The sequence below is a fragment of the Halalkalibacterium ligniniphilum genome (genome assembly GCF_000334155.1).
Taxonomy (GTDB): domain Bacteria; phylum Bacillota; class Bacilli; order Bacillales; family Bacillaceae_D; genus Halalkalibacterium; species Halalkalibacterium ligniniphilum.
On sequence record NZ_ANNK01000083.1, the window covers coordinates 15575 to 34306 of the forward strand.

Consider the following 18732-nt stretch of genomic DNA (forward strand, 5'->3'; position numbering starts at 1 on the left):
ACAATGGGAAAGATCATCAAACTAGACGAACAGCTCTCTAATAAGATCGCTGCTGGAGAAGTCGTTGAGCGTCCCGCTTCAATCGTTAAGGAACTAGTAGAGAATGCCCTTGATGCAAATAGTAAAAGTATTTTAGTTGAGGTGGAAGCAGGAGGCCTAGATCGCATCCGTGTCGTTGATGACGGAGATGGAATTGAAAAAGACGACGTGGAAGCAGCCTTTTATCGCCATGCCACTAGCAAAATTAAAAATGACAAGGACTTATTTCAAATCATGACTCTTGGCTTTCGTGGAGAAGCCTTGCCAAGTATCGCATCTGTTTCTCATCTTATCTTAAAGACGAGTACAGGAGTTGAGGCGGGAATCGAGCTGACCCTTGAAGGTGGAAAAATCATTGAATCTTCCGCCACAAAAACAAGAAAAGGCACAGATGTCACGGTCACGAACTTGTTTTACAATACGCCAGCACGGTTGAAATATTTAAAAACGGTTCATACAGAGATAGGAAATATCAGTGATGTGATCAACCGTCTAGCGATTGCTTATCCACATGTGTCTTTCCAATTGGTGCATAATGGAAAAGAGATGCTAAAAACATCAGGGAATGGGGATCGTCTTCAAGTGATCGCTGCCATTTACGGACGAAGTGTGGCGAAAAGCATGCTTTCGCTAAAGGGAGAAACGATCGATTTTCAAGTAACAGGCTATGTAGCAAAGCCTGAAATCACAAGAGCGTCAAGACAATATTTATCGATTTTCGTCAATGGGCGTTATATTCGTAATTATGCTCTTGCCCGTGCGATTCAAGAAGGCTATCATACACTACTTCCGATTGGACGGTATCCTATTGCGGTCCTGCATATTCAAATGGACCCACTTTTAATCGATGTGAACGTTCATCCTTCAAAGCTAGAGGTGCGATTGAGTAAGGAGGACGAGCTTTGCCGGCTGATTACAGAATCGATTAAAGAGTGCTTCCAGCGTGTTCAGCTTATTCCGGAGGCGGCACGACCGAAGCAGCCAAAGCAAAAAAGCGAGCAGCTTTCCCTTGACTTGGATGAGAAAAAGCCACAAGAACTGACACAGAATCTCGTGAAGGAAGTTACGACAAATGAACAGTTAGTGGAAACCACTTTACTTAAAGCAGAAAGAATTGAGCAGCCGACATACAAAATAACGAACGAGCCGATTGAAGCCAATCAAATGAATGATGCAGAGGAAACTGAAAGCGAATCTGACAGTGCAACGGAAGTGTTCATTGATGACGAAGTTGCGGAAAGTACGGAAAGTTCTTTTGAAGCAACAGAAAAAATGAAGAAAGAAGCTCCAGTCCTTAACCGAGTACCAACAATGTATCCCATTGGTCAAATGCATGGTACATATATTTTGGCACAAAACGAGCTTGGCTTGTATATTATTGATCAGCATGCTGCCCAAGAACGAATTAAGTACGAATTTTTCCGTGATAAGGTAGGCCAAGTAAAGAAGGAGCTTCAAGAGCTACTCGTTCCATTTACAATCGAATGCACCCATCAGGAAGCAGCGATACTTGAAGAGAATATGGACAAATTAAAAGAGGTTGGTGTATTTTTAGAGGAATTTGGTGCACAAACGTATATTGTTCGCAGTCACCCCACATGGCTACCAAAAGGACTTGAAGAAGAGACAATTCGTGAAATTGTCGATCAATTATTAGAGGAGAAGAAAATCGACGTAAAAAAATTGAGAGAGAAGGCTGCGATCTTGATGTCGTGTAAAGCGGCGATTAAAGCGAATCGTCATTTGCGTCAAGATGAGATGTTTGCTCTTCTTGATGCGCTTCGAAAAAGCAGTGACCCATTTACATGTCCTCATGGTCGTCCAATCATTGTCCAAATTACGACCTACGAAATGGAGAAAATGTTTAAGCGTGTGATGTAACGGGCGAAGCATTGATTCATACCAATGGAGTTCGTCCCTTTACAAGAGGGGGGATGCCTTGGAGTGGGAACAATAGAATAGGAGAAACAGAATTCATGATCGTAACGACAGGTTTAAAATCGGCTACTCAGGCAAGAAATAAGGCAAAGGAATATGCAGGAAGGCTGGACGGCTCGTTTGTCGAACGGGAGAAACGTTCAGTCGAGGAGCTCATTTCTGTCTATGGTGACGATGTCCTTGTCGTCGGAGCAGAAAAAGCAGTGCTACACCCAAAAAATGGAGCAAAGCCGTTTTTCTTTCATCCTAACTCAGCCATGGTGCGAAGAAAGCAATGGCAACAAACTGGGCATGATCCGTTAATTGAGGCGGCCCAGCTGAAACAAGGAGACCGTTTCTTAGACTGTACATTTGGCTTAGGCGCTGACAGCATCATTGCTAAGCTAGCAGTAGGGGCAAAAGGGGATGTCGTTGGTGTTGAAGCGAATCCTGTGATTGCTTTTTTAGTATCAGAAGGGCTAAAGCTCTGGTCTGAGGGAGACCCGCAATTTCTTCAGGCGATGAGAGAAATAAAGGTCATTTGTGCAGAACATTATGATTATTTGCAGACAGTAGCAGATAAAAGCTATGATGTTGTTTATTTTGACCCCATGTTTGAACAGAGCTTGCCTTCTGCTGGGATCGCAGGGTTAAAAAGTTTTGCTGTTCATGATGATCTAAATCAAACAGTAATCAATGAAGCATGTCGAGTGGCAAGGCGACGTGTTGTTTTGAAAGACCATTGGAAAAGCTCACGTTTCGAAGCGCTTGGCTTTCACGTAATCAAACGGCAGCATGCAGCGTTTCATTATAGCTATCGTGATGTAGGAGACAAAACAAAAAAAGATGAGACAAACATGTTTGAGATGAATGAAAAAGGGAGAAGATGATGAAGGAAAATCTTGTTGCAATCGTTGGACCGACTGCTGTTGGAAAGACAGAATTAAGTATCAAGCTAGCGCAATTGTTCCGTGGAGAAGTGATAAGCGGGGACTCGATGCAAGTGTATCGAGGAATGGACATTGGAACAGCGAAAGTAACAAAGGAAGAGATGGATAATATTCCTCATCACTTGGTCGATATTAAAGAACCAACGGAGTCCTTCTCCGTTGCTGAATTTCAGGAGCAAGCCATTCCACTCATATCGAACATCAACGCTCGAGGAAAGACGCCTTTTTTAGTAGGAGGGACAGGCTTATATGTTAATGCGGTAACCCATCACTTTATGTTTGCTGATTCACCATCTGACCCGAATTATCGGGAAGAGCTTGAGCAGTTTGTGACGGAACATGGCGCAAAAGCCCTTCACTGCAAACTAGAAGAAATCGATCCTGTCACGAGTCGTGAGCTTCACCCGAACAACTATCGCCGTGTTATCCGAGCGCTTGAGGTTTACAAATTAACAGGAAAAACGTTGGCCGAATTTCGCCAAGAACAAAAGCAGCAAACGCCCTATAATTTGGTGATGATCGGTCTAACGATGGAACGTGAGGTTCTATATGATCGAATTAACCGCCGTGTCGATCGAATGATTGAGCAAGGATTACTGGAAGAAGCTCGTTCTCTCTATAAGTCGGGTGTACGGAACTGTCAATCGGTGCAAGCAATTGGCTATAAAGAGGTGTATGAATTCTTAGAAGGCCATGTAAGCCTTACCGAAGCGATTGAAATGCTTAAACGAAACTCTCGTCGATATGCAAAACGTCAGCTTACATGGTTTCGCAACAAAGCGGATGTGACATGGTTTGACATGACAAATGGATTGAGTCAACAAAAATTTCAAGAAATGAAGGATTTAATAGAAGGAAAGCTAAAAGAAAAGGCGAAATAAAACAGTAGCCAAGAAGAGGGGGACTAACGAATGAAATCAACTGTTAATATTCAAGACCATTTTTTGAACCAGCTGCGAAAGGAAAACATCCCTGTCACCGTTTTTCTTTTAAATGGCTTTCAATTACGAGGTCTCATTAAAGGATTTGATAATTTTACAATTGTCCTTGAAAGTGAAGGAAAGCAACAGCTTGTTTACAAGCATGCGATTTCAACCTTTGCGCCACAGCGCAATGTGCAGATGAAGGTAGAGCAAGAGCCTGGACAATAAAAGATGACAAATCGCTTCAGGAACGGTTGGCTTTTCGCACGAGGACTGAAACCGATACATGAGGCTCAGTTAGAGAAATCATTAAAATGGGTGGTATGAGCGAGACTGCGATTACGTGTTCTCAGCCGCCCTCTTCCACAAAAAAAGCTGACAGCATTGTCGGCTTTTTTGAAAGAAAAGAAAAGCATACATTCGATGATGTCTAGCGCAAGCGTCTTGCGCTTTTTTTACTGTCTGTCGCTTTTTCTTGAATCGTTTTTACATAGCGTAATAAGGACAATTCACTTTGGAATCCAAGTATATCTAACAATTGAGAAGATGCCATCCCTTCACGTAATTTTTGTAAAATAAACGTATTTCGTAAGCTTTGAGCAGAAATCCCTTTTCGTAATCCTGCCCGTTTCACCTCTAAGCGCAGCATTTTTTGCACGGCAATTTCTGTCCATGCTTTCGGTTGGTCGAGCTCATAGGACCATCGATAGGTTTTACGTTGAAAATCAAAGGCGACAAAAAACGGATCCTGACTGTGATAACGTGGTCTCACAGCTGCTGGAATCGTCTCATAATAGCGATAGGCCAATGCGTGATCTTCAGCGCTAAGCTGGATGCTCCGTTCGTTTTTCGTTTCAGAAACAATCTCTAGTGTCTTTGTCTGAAATTGGATGCGATTCATCGTTAGCAGGACAGCTTCTTGAAGAGAGAGACCATAATACAAAAAAAGCTTGACGATCAAGAGGTTTCGCTCAGCGATTAGGGGGCGTATCGCTTGTTGGCGCTCACTTAGCCCTTCGGCTGAGGTTAACGTTTTTAAAAGCCGTTTCGCTTCGTCGTTGCTTACATATTCATTTTCTGCCAGTGCTTCCTGATGTAGGACTGGTGGTTCAAAACCTTCAATCGAATGCCCTGATAATTGACCGCTCCTTTTTTGAAAGGTTGCCAGCTGGTGAAGGACGGAATAGATTCTACGGATGGTGCGTACTTTGTAATGACGATCTTTGATTAAATGAGTAAAATAGCACTCCAAATCAGTGTAACGAAGGTTTTTCCATTGTTCAAATGTTGGTGGCCCAATGACAGTTGCCATCCAACCAAAAAAAGCTTCCAGATCATAGAGATAGCGGCGAATTGTTGAAGGCTGTCTTCCCCGAGCTTGTAGGTGACCGATGTATGGCTCGACAAATGATGGCAACGTATGATTAAAAATAACGAACCCTCCTTAATCTCTTATCTATTACGAGTATATCAAATTTCAAGCTTGAGAGCTGAAAGAAGCGAGAGCGTAAAAACAACTAGGCGTTTGTCACAATTTTGGGCGTCTTGCGTATAGTAATAAAAAGCAGTAAAACGTAGAAACGTCTAAAAAAGGGGTGAACCGCTTTGAATCATCCAACTACGGCCTCTTCAAAAGGACGAATTAATATTGTCCTTACCCATAAGCAAAACGCTCGCACAGACGCACAGCAATCGTTTTTTCATACGGAAGCCGAAAGAGAAAAGCATTATGTATTAGAACGGATTGAGCGAGAGCTTGAACAGTATGTTGGACTAATAGAAGTAAAGCGTCTCATCAAAGAAGTATATGCTTGGCTGTACATTAACCGCTGTCGGGAAGAGCAAGGGTTAAAAGTGACGAAGCAAGCGCTCCATATGATTTTTAAAGGAAACCCTGGTACTGGAAAAACAACGGTAGCGCGGTTGATCGCTCAATTTTTTCGTGAAATGAATGTTCTATCAAGAGGACATTTAATTGAGGCAGAGCGAGCGGATCTTGTTGGTGAGTATATTGGTCATACGGCGCAAAAAACACGGGAGCTAATTAAAAAAGCACAGGGCGGCGTACTATTTGTGGACGAAGCGTATTCCCTTGGCAGGGGAGGCGAGAAAGATTTCGGCAAAGAGGCGATTGACACGTTGGTGAAAGCCATGGAGGACCAACAGCATGAATTTGTGCTGATTTTAGCTGGCTATTCTAGAGAAATGGATTACTTTCTTTCCCTTAATCCAGGCTTACCGTCCCGTTTTCCGATTGCGATTGATTTTCCCAATTATACAACCGAACAGCTAATGGAAATCGTGACAATCATGTTACGTGAGCGACAATACGAGCTTTCAGAGGGAGCCAAGCGTAAGATACGTGAGCATGTGAAGAGGCTGCGACAAGAGGAAGGCCGGTCGTTCAGTAATGGCCGCTACGTTCGAAACATGCTTGAAGAAGGCATTCGTACACAGGCTGTTCGGCTTCTGCAGGAAGGTAATTACGAAAGGCGGGCACTGTTGACATTATCAGAAGAGGATTTTCCCTTTGAAAATACGAACGTGCGTCCATAACAAGGAAAGTGAGTCGAAGTTGCGATCGGCTCACTGTTTTTTGTATGATCACAGGAGGAAGTTTTCGTTCACTAATCAGAAAGTATAAAAATCATGATAACAATATGAACGAATAAAAAAAGACTCAGGCTTTCATCATTTAGGACATGATGATATGCCAAGTTTTTCTAACAAAGATTAAAAAAAGGTCGTGATTATAGATTGCAAGAAATAAATCGTGCTGAAACGGAACGAGTTATTCTTGTAGGCTGCCAGCGTGCTCAGCAAGAAGATGAGCGGTTTGAAGCGTCTATGAAAGAATTGCATGCGTTAACGGAAACAGCAAAAGGATATGTCATTGGGACCCTTTCGCAAAAGCGAGATTCGGTCGAGCCTACCACCTATATCGGTCGTGGAAAAATTGAAGAGCTTGTCACTCTCATAGAGGAAGCAGAAATCGATGTGGTCATTTTTAACGATGAACTCACAGGCAGCCAAATACGCAATCTGACCCGTCATTGTCAGGTGCCTGTCATTGATCGGACGCAGCTTATTTTAGATATTTTTGCTAGTCGTGCGAAATCAAGAGAAGGAAAGCTGCAAGTCGAGCTTGCGCAGCTTCGTTATTCATTGCCCCGCTTAGTCGGTCAAGGTCAAGCGCTATCACGGCAAGGAGGAGGAATTGGGACGAGAGGACCTGGTGAAACCCAGCTTGAAACAGACCGCCGACACATACGGAGACGGATGTCTGAAATCGAGCGACAGCTACAGACGGTTGTTAATCATCGTGAGCGATATCGTGAGCGGCGAAATCGAAATGGGGTTTTGCAAATCGCTTTAGTTGGCTACACGAATGCTGGAAAATCAACCTTGCTTAATCGTCTAACGGAAGCCGATACCCTTGAGGAAGACCAGTTGTTTGCAACACTCGACCCAACGACACGTAAGTTTTCTTTGCCGAGTGGGATGAATGTGCTTTTATCCGATACGGTTGGTTTTATTCAAGACTTACCTACAACGCTTATTGCTGCGTTTCGTTCGACATTAGAAGAAGTAGCACAAGCTGACCTTTTGCTTCATGTAGTTGACAGCTCAAATAAGCAATATGATCAGCATGAAGAAACGGTCAATCAGCTTTTGAAAGAGCTTGAAGCTTCCTCCATTCCTCAACTCATTGTCTACAACAAAACCGACCAGCAAATAACTGATTTTTTTGCAAGTGCTCTCGTTCCATCGATTCAAATCTCAGCTTATCATGAAGGAGATTTGACCAAGTTAAAGAAGAAAATTGAAGAGCTTTTAAAGAAAGAGCTGCTGCCATACGAGGCGATGATCCAAAGTAATGAAGGCAAGCTTCTTGCGCAGGTTCGCACAGAGACGATCGTTGAGACGGCTGAATGGGACGAGGAGACGGAGATCTATATCGTTAAAGGCTATGTTAGAAAGAACAGCCCCCTTGCGAAACGTTTAAAAGAGTGCTAATCACATCATAGAATGAAGGAGACAAATTGAACCATGTACCAGCAATTAAAAAATGGGACGAAGCTAAAAGCACTTGTAGAAGAAATCGAAAAAAAGATTCAAGCACATTTTTCTGAAGTTGAAGAAATTGCTCTTACGAATCAAGGGAGAGTAATGACTTCCTTCAAAGAACATCAAGTTTCTGATTATCATTTTACCCCATCCACAGGCTACGGCTATGACGACGTTGGTCGAGATACGCTTGAAGCGATTTATGCAGATGTTTTTGGAGGAGAGGCAGCACTTGTACGACCGCAAATCATATCCGGAACACATGCGATCGCCATCGCCTTATTCGGCCTTCTGCGCCCAGGGGATGATTTGCTTTATATTACAGGAAAGCCCTATGATACCTTGGAGGAAATTGTTGGTATAAGAGGCAAAAAAAACGGGTCATTAAAAGAATATGGCATTGGCTATCAGGCCGTTCAGCTAAGAGAGGATGGCTGGATTGATGAAGAACAAGTGAAGGCATTGATAACCGAACGGACAAAAGTGATCGGCATTCAGCGATCAAAAGGATATGGCGACCGTCCTTCTTATACGATTGAACAAATTAAAAAGATGATTGATCTCGTCAAGTCGGTAAACCCGGAGCTCATCGTTTTTGTTGATAATTGCTATGGTGAATTTGTGGAAACGATGGAGCCTTGTCATGTGGGCGCTGACATAATCGCTGGATCACTGATTAAAAATCCTGGAGGGGGGATTGTTAAAACAGGGGGCTATCTCGTTGGAAGAAAACAGTGGGTGGAGCAAGCCTCTTATCGACTTGCAGCTCCTGGTATCGGTGCTGAAGGAGGAGCGAGCCTCTATAGCTTATTAGAAATGTACCAAGGCTTCTTTCTAGCTCCACATGTTGTCTCTCAAGCGGTAAAAGGGGCCATTTTCACCGCTGCTTTTCTTGAGGTTCTTGGAATGGAGACAAGCCCAAGCTGGAATGTGAAACGAACCGATTTAATTCAATCGGTCAAGTTTCCTACGGCAGAAGCGATGATTGCCTTTTGCCAAGCGATCCAAGCTGCTTCTCCAATTAATGCCCATGTTACCCCGCATCCAAGTCCAATGCCTGGTTATGAAGACCCAGTTATCATGGCTGCGGGTACGTTTATTCAAGGGGCGAGCATTGAACTCACCGCTGATGGTCCAATTCGCTCACCATACATGGCCTATGTTCAAGGAGGATTAACCTATGAGCATGTGAAAATTGCTGTTCTCCAAGCGGTGGACGCCTTGCTTGAGAGCAAAGAAGTTTCCTTATAAATTTTTTCGTCAAGGTACCTTTTTCGTTAAGAGAGGGTACTTTTTTTGATTACGCGACTTCTAGATATAAAATAGCTAACGATGGCCACTTATTTTTAAGAAAGTGTGAATGTTTTTCAAGTTCGTCACAAAATGTTTGGATTTCTTCTAGTGGCAGATGGAAATAAAGAAAATAAAAACATTGTTTCATCAGATAATTCTGATGTGAAGAAACCTAACATCTCTTGACATGTTAGCTTCCATCCATTACACTATGGTTAATGATGATGGAGGAGGTAGTGTTGTGTCATGAATGACCAAATTCGCCGTAACATGCCACTCTTTCCGATAGGAATTGTAAAGCAATTAACAGAATTATCCGCTCGACAAATTCGGTACTATGAAGAGCACCATTTAATTAAACCGGCTCGAACAAACGGTAACCAACGGCTTTTTTCGTTTGTTGATGTTGAAAGATTGCTAGAAATTAAGGCGCTTATTGAAGAAGGCGTGAATATCTCTGGAATTAAGCAAATTTTTGCACTCAAAGCCCAAGCAAAAGAAATGGAGCCACAAGCGAAGCTAGAGCATGAGTCTCAGCGTGAAATGACCGACAAAGAGCTCCGTAATTATTTAAAAAATGAAATCATGATGGCTGGTAGACATGGGCGGGCTTCGATTATCCAAGGACAGCTTTCACGGTTTTTTCATTAATATTTTGTCTTGAAAACGGGTCTTCTTTTTAAAGAAAGATTGCGTTTTTCAATAAAACCAATGATTTGAAAGGGGATTACATAGGATGTCTAAGTACACGAAAGATGACATTATGCGAATTGCACAAGAGGATAACGTCCGTTATATTCGACTGCAGTTCACTGATTTACTAGGGACAATCAAAAATGTTGAGATTCCAGTTGATCAACTTCCCAAAGCACTTGATAACAAAATGATGTTTGATGGTTCATCCATCGAAGGATTCGTCCGCATTGAGGAATCAGATATGTATCTGTATCCGGATTTTGATACATGGGTAGTATTCCCGTGGACACCAGAAAAAGGAAAAGTCGCTCGTTTAATTTGTGATGTTTACCTTCCTGGTAAGCCTGGTGAAGAGCCAACACCATTTGAAGGTGATCCCCGTGGCATTCTTAAGCGTGTTCTAAAGGAAGCTCGAGACCTTGGATTTACAGCTTTCAATATTGGACCAGAGCCGGAATTTTTCTTGTTCAAAAATGACGAAAATGGTGAGCCAACTTTAGAGCTTAACGACAAAGGGGGCTATTTTGACTTAGCACCTACGGACTTAGGTGAAAATTGCCGCCGTGACATCGTTCTTGAGCTTGAAGACATGGGCTTTGATATTGAAGCGTCTCACCATGAGGTTGCTCCAGGACAACATGAAATTGATTTCAAATATGCAGATGCAGTTACTGCTTGTGACAACATTCAAACATTTAAGCTTGTTGTTAAGACAATTGCACGTAAGCATGGTCTGCACGCAACATTTATGCCAAAGCCGCTATTTGGTGTTAATGGTTCAGGGATGCATTGTAATATGTCTCTGTTTAATGAAGAGGGAAATGTGTTTTTTGATGAAAGCACAGAAAGCCAGTTAAGTGAAACAGCATTGCAGTTCCTTGGTGGTATCCTTGAGCATGCAGAAGCTTTCACTGCGATTACAAACCCAATTGTGAACTCATATAAGCGTCTTGTTCCAGGATATGAAGCACCGGTCTATGTGGCATGGTCTATGCGCAATCGCAGTCCACTTATCCGTATCCCGTCGTCTCGTGGCTTAAGCACACGTGTTGAAGTGCGTAGCCCAGATCCAGCGGCGAATCCTTATTTGGCAATGGCTGTCATGTTAGCAGCTGGTCTTGATGGCATTAAGAAGAAATTGTCTCCACCACCAGCAACTGATCGAAACATCTATGTAATGAGCAAGGAAGAGCGTGAAGAAGAAGGCATTCGTGACCTTCCTGCAACATTAAAAGAAGCAATCGACAATCTTGTGAAAGACGAAGTTCTTGTAAAAGCTTTAGGTGAGCATGCAGTAGAGCACTTTGTCGAAGCAAAAGAAATTGAATGGGATATGTTCCGCACGCAAGTTCACCCTTGGGAACGCGACCAGTACATGTCTTCATATTAATAGGTGAAACCCTTGAAGCTAGAGGCTTTGAGGGTTTTTTGTTTCGTGGCTTTTTGATAATATTTATTTTGTTAGGGTTATCCGCCGCGAACTTTTTAAGAACCGAAAATTTTATCTGTATTCGTTTCAAATTTAGAAAGGGAATCTTTTTCTATGCGGCTACTAACGGGCTATAGACATCAGCGGTAATTTGCATGCTCCCATGCCCAAGGCGCGCTTGGATATATTTCATGCTAAGCGTCAAATAACACATAAGAAAACCCAAAACTTACTTAATGCAATCGAGAAAAGCAAGACCTGTGTGAGTAGTCAAGAAAGATAGTGAACAACTTCAGAGGGATAAGAAAAAAGAATCGAATTGGGTAAATCTTAGGTTGTTAATGAACTTAATTATGCTATAATATAACCGTTGGTTAGTAACCAACGGTTATATTATTTTTTGGGGGGTATTAAAAATGCATACAGAAATACAAGCAAGAGAGAGGATATTAATTGCAGCAAAGAAGCTATTTGCTCAAAAAGGCTACGAACAAGTAACTGTACGAGAGATAGCCAGGGAAGCAAAATGTTCGCACACAAGTATTTATGTTTATTTTGAAGATAAAAAACAACTATTAGAAGCCTTGGCAAAAGAACCCCTTGATCGTCTACAAAAATGTATTCAAGGAATACTAACTTCTGACAAATATACAGAGCAGGAAAAACTCATTAGACTATCTAAAGTGTTTGTTCACTTTGGTTTGAGTTATCGAAATCTGTATCATGCCTTTCTTGCATTTGAAGCAAGTCGAGTCGACGTAGAAGAGACGATTTGGGAATTAAATGAAAAACGTTTGGATTTGTTTGCCCATTTAAAAGATGCAGTAAAAGGAGTATTCCCTGTAGCCGATGAAAAAAGTTTACTAGATCTAAGTCGGATGATTTATTTTGTTTTGCATGGAATTATTATGACGTATAAGGATGTTGATGAACGTATAACTGGAATTATAAAACGTATATTTCCAATCATTGATAGGTCAATCACATATCTTATACAAGGAGGAAAAGTTGATGAAAGTAATAAAAGTCTCGCCACACGTCTACAAAATTGAAGCGTGGTTTTTTTTGAAAATGAGTGCTTGGATTGTGAAAAAAAATAATGAAGTTTATATAGTTGATACAGGCATGCCATTTATGGGTAAACGGATTTTAAAAGAAGCAAAGAAATTAGGAGAATTAAAAGCAGTTTTATTAACACATGGGCATTCCGATCACGTGGGGGGGTTAAAAAAGATCTTAGGTGATAACCACACACTTCCAGTTTATAGTCATATTCTAGATATTAAACATATGGAGGGTAAAGAACCTTTTCCAGGGAGAAAGAAAAAAGAAAATCTTGTGACTCCTGGTATTGTTAAACCCTTACAACAAAACGAAGATGGTTCTTTAGAGCCTGTTGGAAGTTTAGTACCTTATCATACACCAGGGCATTCTCCGGGACATGTAAGTTATTACCACCCAACCGACCGTGTCCTAATTGGTGGAGATTTATTTACCTCCAAGAGGGGGAAGCTAAAACAACCAATTAAGATGTTTACAGCTGATATGAGGCAAGCAGTAGAAAGTGCAAAAATTATAAAAGATTTAGAACCTAAAGTTGTAAGCATATGTCATGGAGATGATATTAAGCAGCCACATAAACAAATTAACACATACTTAACAATGAACTAATATTTATTAATACCATCATTAGTTTTGCATAAATATCCATAAGGTTGGTCCTTTTTATTGGATTTGGACGGGATTACCGCCTGACGTAGCCATTTAAAGGACTTTTTCTTTGCACCAAATAACTAAATTGAACATTATAAGGATGATAAATAGTTAGTCTGAATTAATGAACACGAGTACTCCTATATAATTATTAGCATATTTATATTATAAGAACATTCATTATTAGTGGCTTTTCGAATGACGATTAAACCATCTAGCCTGTATAGTGAAATATATCAATCGGGCAATGTGATATGCTTTATAATAATAAAAGTAGATAACATTTTTGGGAGTCAACATACAAAAGGAGGAGTATATGTGAAAGCCTCAATTCAAGATTCAATGAAACTAAAAGAATTTTTTGAGGGAAATCGGAAGAAATTTGAGGAAGAATTATTATCAGAGGCAGTCAATGTAAAAGATAAAATAAATGAAATTTTAACTATTGGCAATATAGACCTTGTTAATAATGCTAATAAGATAGTCGGTTATATTATTGATGGGAATGTCAAAGAGCTCCAATTGTTTGCGAAACAGGAAGGGATTGCCTGGGCAATTCATTCCATTGAATTATCATTCAAATTAGAGTGGGTGCAAGCTATCCGTAGAACGGTATGGGGTTTTATAGAACAATATAATCAATTAATTGAGGAAACAATGGCTTCAAACTTTTTTCGTCTAGAAGAGCACATTAATACTCAAATCGATCTATTTTTAAATACGTTTTTTATCAATTATTCTACATATAAGGATTCCTTAATTAAGGCTCATAGAGAAATGGTTGAAGCTCTTTCGGTTCCCATCATTCCAATTAATGGTCAGGTCAGTATTTTGCCTTTGATCGGTTCAATGGATGAAATCCGAACTTCAATTATTGAAGAAAAAGTTTTAAATGAGATTGGGATATCTCGTATTCAAACCTTAATTATGGATTTATCAGGAATAGGAGATATGGAACCCAAAATTATTAACCATTTAGTGAGAATTATTGACGGTACCTCTCTAATGGGATGTAATACGGTTATTACAGGGTTGAGACCAGAAGTAGTGAGGAAAATGATAAATATAAGCCATTCCTTTGATTCTAAAACAACAACATTTGGCACGTTACAACAAGCTTTAAAAAAATATTTACTCCACTAAGCAAAATGTTCTTGAGGGATAGTTAAAAAATAACCTGTCCCTTCTTCGAGAGAGGGGCTTAACTTACCCATTTAACAAACGATGGAATTCGTAACTTTACCTGGTACCGCAAGTATGGATCAGGATGTATAAAATCCTTTGGTTACTTTTGTAATTCTCCTTGATGTAGCTGTATTACTTCTTTCCTGTTCAAGATTCCGTGCATCCTTATCAAGGGCAACTTACTTTTGAAGAGTTACTTCAGTTCGTACACGATTTAGGTACTCGTATTAACCATGAGTTACATCAAAGTACAGGGAAAATCCCTATTTTTGAATTCAAAAAAGAAAGGAACCCGTTACTCCAGCTACCAACTGAAAAAGTAAGAGATTCCTACCGGATCAAACGTACGCTTGTAAAAGTCAATGCGTCTTTTGAATTCGCATTCCAAGAACACAAAACCTTCCTCATGTGTAATAAGGAAGGTTATTTAGTATGCACTTTTTTAGTATATCATGCCTTTTTTAAGTTTTTTATTGAAAACTATTGACAAACTATTAGCTGGTTTAGCAGAAGACACGCTATGCCAAAAGGTGTATAAAGTGAAAATGGCAACCGATTTGCGACGCTATACAGCCCCAGATCGTGGGTCAAAAGCATGGAAAAACATTTACAAGCAACGTAGTGCAGTAGAACGCGTCATAGTTTATTTAAAAGAATTCTTTCAGCTAAACAGTGCGATATCGTGCAGGAAAAAAAAGTCAAATGTTTTATTTCTTTTTATTCGGGTAGAAAACAAGCGAACCGAATAATGCTTTAAAATTGAAAAATTAAGGAGGCGTTACTATGTTCCGTCATCAGAAAGAATTGCAGTTTGAAATAAAGGTAGAAAAACCAGATCCTATGCTAGCTCGACAAGTACAGGAAGTTTTAGGCGGGCAATTTGGAGAAATGACGGTTATGATGCAATATCTCTTTCAAGGATTTAACTGTCGTGGAGAAGAAAAATATAAGGATATGCTAATGGATATTGGCACAGAGGAAATAGGGCATGTTGAAATGCTTTGTTCTCTTATCAGTCAATTGTTAGATGGAGCTTCTCCGGAAGATCAAGCAGAAGCAGCGAAGGATACAACAACAGCAGCAATCATGGGTGGGATTAATCCTCAGCATTTGCTTGTGAGCGGTCTTGGTGGATTGCCAACCAACTCGAATGGTGTTCCATGGAACGGTGCGTATATCGTGGCAAGTGGAAATTTATTAGCAGATATGCGTTCAAACCTCCATGCTGAAAGCCAAGGACGCCTTCAAGTTGCACGACTGTATCATATGACAAAAGATGAAGGAGTCCGTGCGGCATTCCGTAAAATGTTGGCTCGTGATCGTTATCATCAATACCAATGGATGGTTGCCATCGCAGAGCTTGAAGAAAAAAATGGTGTTGTAGTTCCAGCTTCGTTTCCACCAGAAGCAGAAGAAGAATCACAGCAAGAGGCATATGAATTTTGGAATTTATCGGAAGGTGAAGAATCCAAAGAAGGTCCATGGGCAAAAGGGAGCGCACCGGACAACACAGGTGATTTCGTGTACGTGGCAGAACCAGTGCCTAAAGGCCAGATTCCTAATCCAGAAGTCCCTGCGACTGAATTGCATCATGACTTAGATGTTAAAGCTAAAGACAAATAGATAGTAAACAGTTACTATCTATTTGTTCTCTATGATAAAAGTGAACAGCAGAAAACCATAAGAATGAAAGTAGCTTCATCTCTGAAAAGTTGACAGCTTGTCACAAAAAAATAAAGGATTATGTAGCCAGTGTTACGCAATAATACAGTCGTACACTGGCTACGTTTTTTTTATACGTTTTAGTTATAGAATTAGTTTCCCAAAAAAACTTCATTAAAGGATGAACGAGCGAACGATCAATAAGCTTTGAGATACTGTGATAGAAAAAAAGTCCTCACTCAAAGAATACTAGTGTGAAACAATATAAATTCATGTCTTCATATTAAGAAATAGAACCCTTGAAATTAGAGACTTGAGGATTTTTTATAGATGAGGAGAAAATTAAAATCTCTAGGTATGAAAAAAGCCCATGAGATAATAAGGAACTTGAAAACTTAATGCCAGGTACTAGGGTTTAACTAAGAAAGCCAGCGCACAGCTGACGCATTGTTAAAGAATCATAGAGGCTTGGACTAAAGGGTTTTTATTGATGAGAAATGCGAACGTCACGAACGTTGATACATAGCATTTGTTTCGGAAATATCCTTCGCTTTCTGAGGTCTCACCCTTGCCTTTGCCCCGCAGGAGTTCTACGTCTATTTCCTCCGCAAAGGTTGTGCATTGTTGAGCCACGTTCTTTAAGTTTCAGCCGTAGCTGATTTCGAAACAAATTTTAAAAATCAAGAACAACAGCCGTCCCTTAAATATTTAGGAGTACATATGGTGATAGCAGAACGATAAAAAGGGGGAAAGAGCTTTGGTGAAGGTTTTTATTGACCCTGGTCATGGAGGAAGGGATTCTGGAGCTGTGGGGAATGGCCTGCAAGAGAAAGCATTAGTATTAACCATTTCTCGTCACATCCGCAGCATGCTACTCAACGAGTATGAAAATGTGGAAGTAAGAATGAGCCGAGAGGATGATCGCTTTATTGAACTAGGAGAGCGAGCTCGCCTTGCCAATGCTTGGCGTGCTGATTGCTTTATTTCTGTGCATATTAATGCTGGTGGTGGAGCAGGATTTGAGTCATTTGTCCATCCGAGTAGAGCAGCTAGGACCGTACAGCTACAGCAAACCATTCATCCTAAAATTGTGAGTGAAATTCAGGTCGTTGATAGAGGAATGAAAACGGCTAATTTTTCTGTTTTACGAAATACAAGCATGCCCGCTATTCTTACAGAAAACCTTTTTATAGATAACACAGCAGATGCAGCTAAATTAAAAGACAATGACTTTTTAAGAGCCATTGCTAGAGGTCATGTGGAAGGCATTGTTTCCGCATTTAATTTAAGAAGAAAGCAAGGAGGGAATCAAGTGAACGAACCAAGCCCAACACACCAAAAGAACTGGGAGAAAGCAACGGCTAAAGGGATTTTCAATGGGGAACGCCCGAAAGAGCCTTTAACACGAGAACAACTAGCAACCATTCTTAATCGATTAGGCTTGCTCGATTAATGGGCTATCCTTTTTAGAAAAATTTCGTTCAAGCGTTTGTAGAGGTAATTTTCAACTATAAATAAAAGCTGAACCAAACCCCAAGCTTCTTGATGAAAAAGTTAGGGGTTTTTTATTATGATTTCTCTTGAAAGAGGTTAGAGAAAGAATACTTGCCTGGTAAATTAAGAAATGAATTATGTAAAAGTTTGTTAGTTTTTTTAAAATCTTCGATAGTCCTTCACATCTAAAATAATTTTCGGTAAATATAGAGAGAATAAAAGGAGGAGCTTCATGGAAAAGCGAAGTCACTTTTTTGATAATGCTAAATTTATTTTAATTGTCCTTGTTATTTTCGGTCATATGATTAGTCCTTATCGAAACGAGAGTGAATTTCTAGGGACAATTTACCATTTTATTTACATTTTTCATATGCCTGCTTTTATTTTGATTACAGGATATTTTGCAAAAAATTATAAACGTAAAGGCTATTTAAAAAATCTTGCTATCAAACTATTAATTCCTTATCTTATCTTTCAATTAGCCTATACGACTGTATTGATTGCTACAAATGATGCTGCTTTTACCATTTTTAATCCTCAATGGACGCTTTGGTTTTTAATCAGTTTGTTTTGTTGGAATGCATTTTTGTACGTGTTCCCGAAAAAGCATTATGGAATGATTCTCGCATTGCTGCTTGGATTAGGTATTGGCTACATTGATGAAGCAGGAACGTTTTTAAGCATTTCAAGAACGTTTGTCTACTTTCCAATTTTCCTGCTCGGATTTCATTTAAAAGAAATAAATTTCAAAAAGCTAAAGCAGAAGAGTTTTCAGTTGATGGCTGCTTTTGTCTGGCTAGTTATTGCTGTTGTTAGCTATTATCTCCCAGGGGAAGCTTCAGCTTGGCTTTGGGGTTCGAAGTCATATGCAGAGATGGGCGTCGAGGGACTGTTAGGTGGAGCGATTCGTTTATTATGGTATATTGCTAGCATCATTATGATGTTTGCCTTTTTAGCTTTTGTTCCGCAAAAACGTTATATTTTCACGTCGATTGGGGCACATACATTATATATCTATTTGCTACATGGTGCCGTTATTAAGTTACTTAGAATTACGCCAATCTTTGATTGGTTCGTTGAGCATCAGCTATATATATTATTTGGAATACTTGCACTTTGCTTAGCCTTTATCTTAGCAAGCCGCCCAATTCAGAAAGTAACAAAACTAATCATAGAACCCAAATTTCGTATCCGCTCATCATAGTTTTAATTTATAGAAAACGGATGGTTGTTGAAAAGAGAAAAACGTTCTATGCTTTTGGCATATTAAACCAAAATTCGACTGGAATTTTCAGCATATTCATTAAGAACATCGTCCATTCCAAATTGATCCCTTCCGCATAGCCTGTATTAGTGAAGCGTA

The 18732-nt window shown here is 40.2% G+C and carries 16 protein-coding genes and 1 pseudogene; 16 read left to right on the forward strand and 1 reads right to left on the reverse strand.

All coding sequences use genetic code 11. The features are described 5' to 3' along the window. The first annotated feature begins 3 nt into the window (after positions 1-3). The 4 genes from mutL to hfq all read left to right on the forward strand — a co-directional run bounded on the left by mutL (position 4) and on the right by hfq (position 4057). Positions 4-1920 (forward strand): DNA mismatch repair endonuclease MutL, encoded by a 1917-nt coding sequence (mutL, locus tag BLT_RS0108710; protein WP_017727405.1) that lies wholly within the window; start codon positions 4-6, stop codon positions 1918-1920. A gap of 95 nt (positions 1921-2015) precedes the next feature. Beyond that, complete coding sequence (locus BLT_RS0108715; RefSeq protein ID WP_017727406.1) at positions 2016-2846, forward strand: class I SAM-dependent methyltransferase; 831 nt, start codon at positions 2016-2018, stop codon at positions 2844-2846. Then, positions 2846-3787, forward strand: a complete 942-nt coding sequence (gene miaA, locus BLT_RS0108720; RefSeq protein ID WP_017727407.1) for a tRNA (adenosine(37)-N6)-dimethylallyltransferase MiaA — start codon at positions 2846-2848, stop codon at positions 3785-3787. The genes BLT_RS0108715 and miaA overlap by 1 nt, the downstream gene beginning before the upstream one ends. 30 nt (positions 3788-3817) lie before the next feature. Continuing rightward, a complete protein-coding gene (hfq, locus tag BLT_RS0108725) occupies positions 3818-4057 on the forward strand; it encodes an RNA chaperone Hfq (protein WP_017727408.1) in 240 nt (79 codons plus the stop codon). A 202-nt stretch (positions 4058-4259) separates the two neighbouring features. Here hfq and BLT_RS21650 read toward each other — a convergent pair whose 3' ends face one another. After that, complete coding sequence (locus BLT_RS21650; protein WP_017727410.1) at positions 4260-5246, reverse strand: tyrosine-type recombinase/integrase; 987 nt, start codon at positions 5244-5246, stop codon at positions 4260-4262. Between the two features lie 188 nt (positions 5247-5434). Between BLT_RS21650 and spoVK the strand changes: the two genes are divergently transcribed. The 12 genes and pseudogenes from spoVK to BLT_RS0108795 all read left to right on the forward strand — a co-directional run bounded on the left by spoVK (position 5435) and on the right by BLT_RS0108795 (position 18573). Next, entirely contained in the window at positions 5435-6385 is a 951-nt protein-coding gene (gene spoVK / locus BLT_RS0108740; RefSeq protein WP_017727411.1) for a stage V sporulation protein K, read from the forward strand. A 201-nt stretch (positions 6386-6586) separates the two neighbouring features. Continuing rightward, entirely contained in the window at positions 6587-7846 is a 1260-nt protein-coding gene (hflX, locus tag BLT_RS0108745; RefSeq protein ID WP_017727412.1) for a GTPase HflX, read from the forward strand. Between the two features lie 33 nt (positions 7847-7879). Beyond that, entirely contained in the window at positions 7880-9148 is a 1269-nt protein-coding gene (locus BLT_RS0108750; RefSeq protein ID WP_017727413.1) for a methionine gamma-lyase family protein, read from the forward strand. Between the two features lie 288 nt (positions 9149-9436). Further along, positions 9437-9841: a MerR family transcriptional regulator gene (locus BLT_RS0108755; RefSeq protein WP_017727414.1), complete on the forward strand. Its 405-nt coding sequence runs from the start codon at positions 9437-9439 to the stop codon at positions 9839-9841. 85 nt (positions 9842-9926) lie between these two features. Next, positions 9927-11276, forward strand: a complete 1350-nt coding sequence (glnA, locus tag BLT_RS0108760) for a type I glutamate--ammonia ligase (protein ID WP_017727415.1) — start codon at positions 9927-9929, stop codon at positions 11274-11276. A 455-nt stretch (positions 11277-11731) separates the two neighbouring features. Beyond that, entirely contained in the window at positions 11732-12367 is a 636-nt protein-coding gene (locus BLT_RS0108765; RefSeq protein WP_017727416.1) for a TetR/AcrR family transcriptional regulator, read from the forward strand. After that, the gene (locus BLT_RS0108770; protein ID WP_017727417.1) at positions 12327-12986 is read left to right on the forward strand and encodes an MBL fold metallo-hydrolase; all 660 of its coding nucleotides are present in this window, start codon (positions 12327-12329) and stop codon (positions 12984-12986) included. Before BLT_RS0108765 ends, BLT_RS0108770 begins: the two co-directional genes overlap by 41 nt. Before the next feature lie 360 nt (positions 12987-13346). Further along, complete coding sequence (locus tag BLT_RS0108775; protein WP_017727418.1) at positions 13347-14171, forward strand: STAS domain-containing protein; 825 nt, start codon at positions 13347-13349, stop codon at positions 14169-14171. A 545-nt stretch (positions 14172-14716) separates the two neighbouring features. Further along, positions 14717-14924, forward strand: a pseudogene (locus BLT_RS0108780) (IS5/IS1182 family transposase); the annotation flags it as partial. Positions 14925-14996: 72 nt separating this feature from the next. Next, a complete protein-coding gene (locus BLT_RS0108785; RefSeq protein ID WP_017727420.1) occupies positions 14997-15836 on the forward strand; it encodes a manganese catalase family protein in 840 nt (279 codons plus the stop codon). Positions 15837-16632: 796 nt separating this feature from the next. Next, positions 16633-17328: an N-acetylmuramoyl-L-alanine amidase gene (locus tag BLT_RS21655; protein ID WP_017727421.1), complete on the forward strand. Its 696-nt coding sequence runs from the start codon at positions 16633-16635 to the stop codon at positions 17326-17328. A 273-nt stretch (positions 17329-17601) separates the two neighbouring features. Then, entirely contained in the window at positions 17602-18573 is a 972-nt protein-coding gene (locus BLT_RS0108795) for an acyltransferase family protein (RefSeq protein ID WP_017727422.1), read from the forward strand. The last annotated feature ends 159 nt before the right edge of the window (positions 18574-18732 follow it).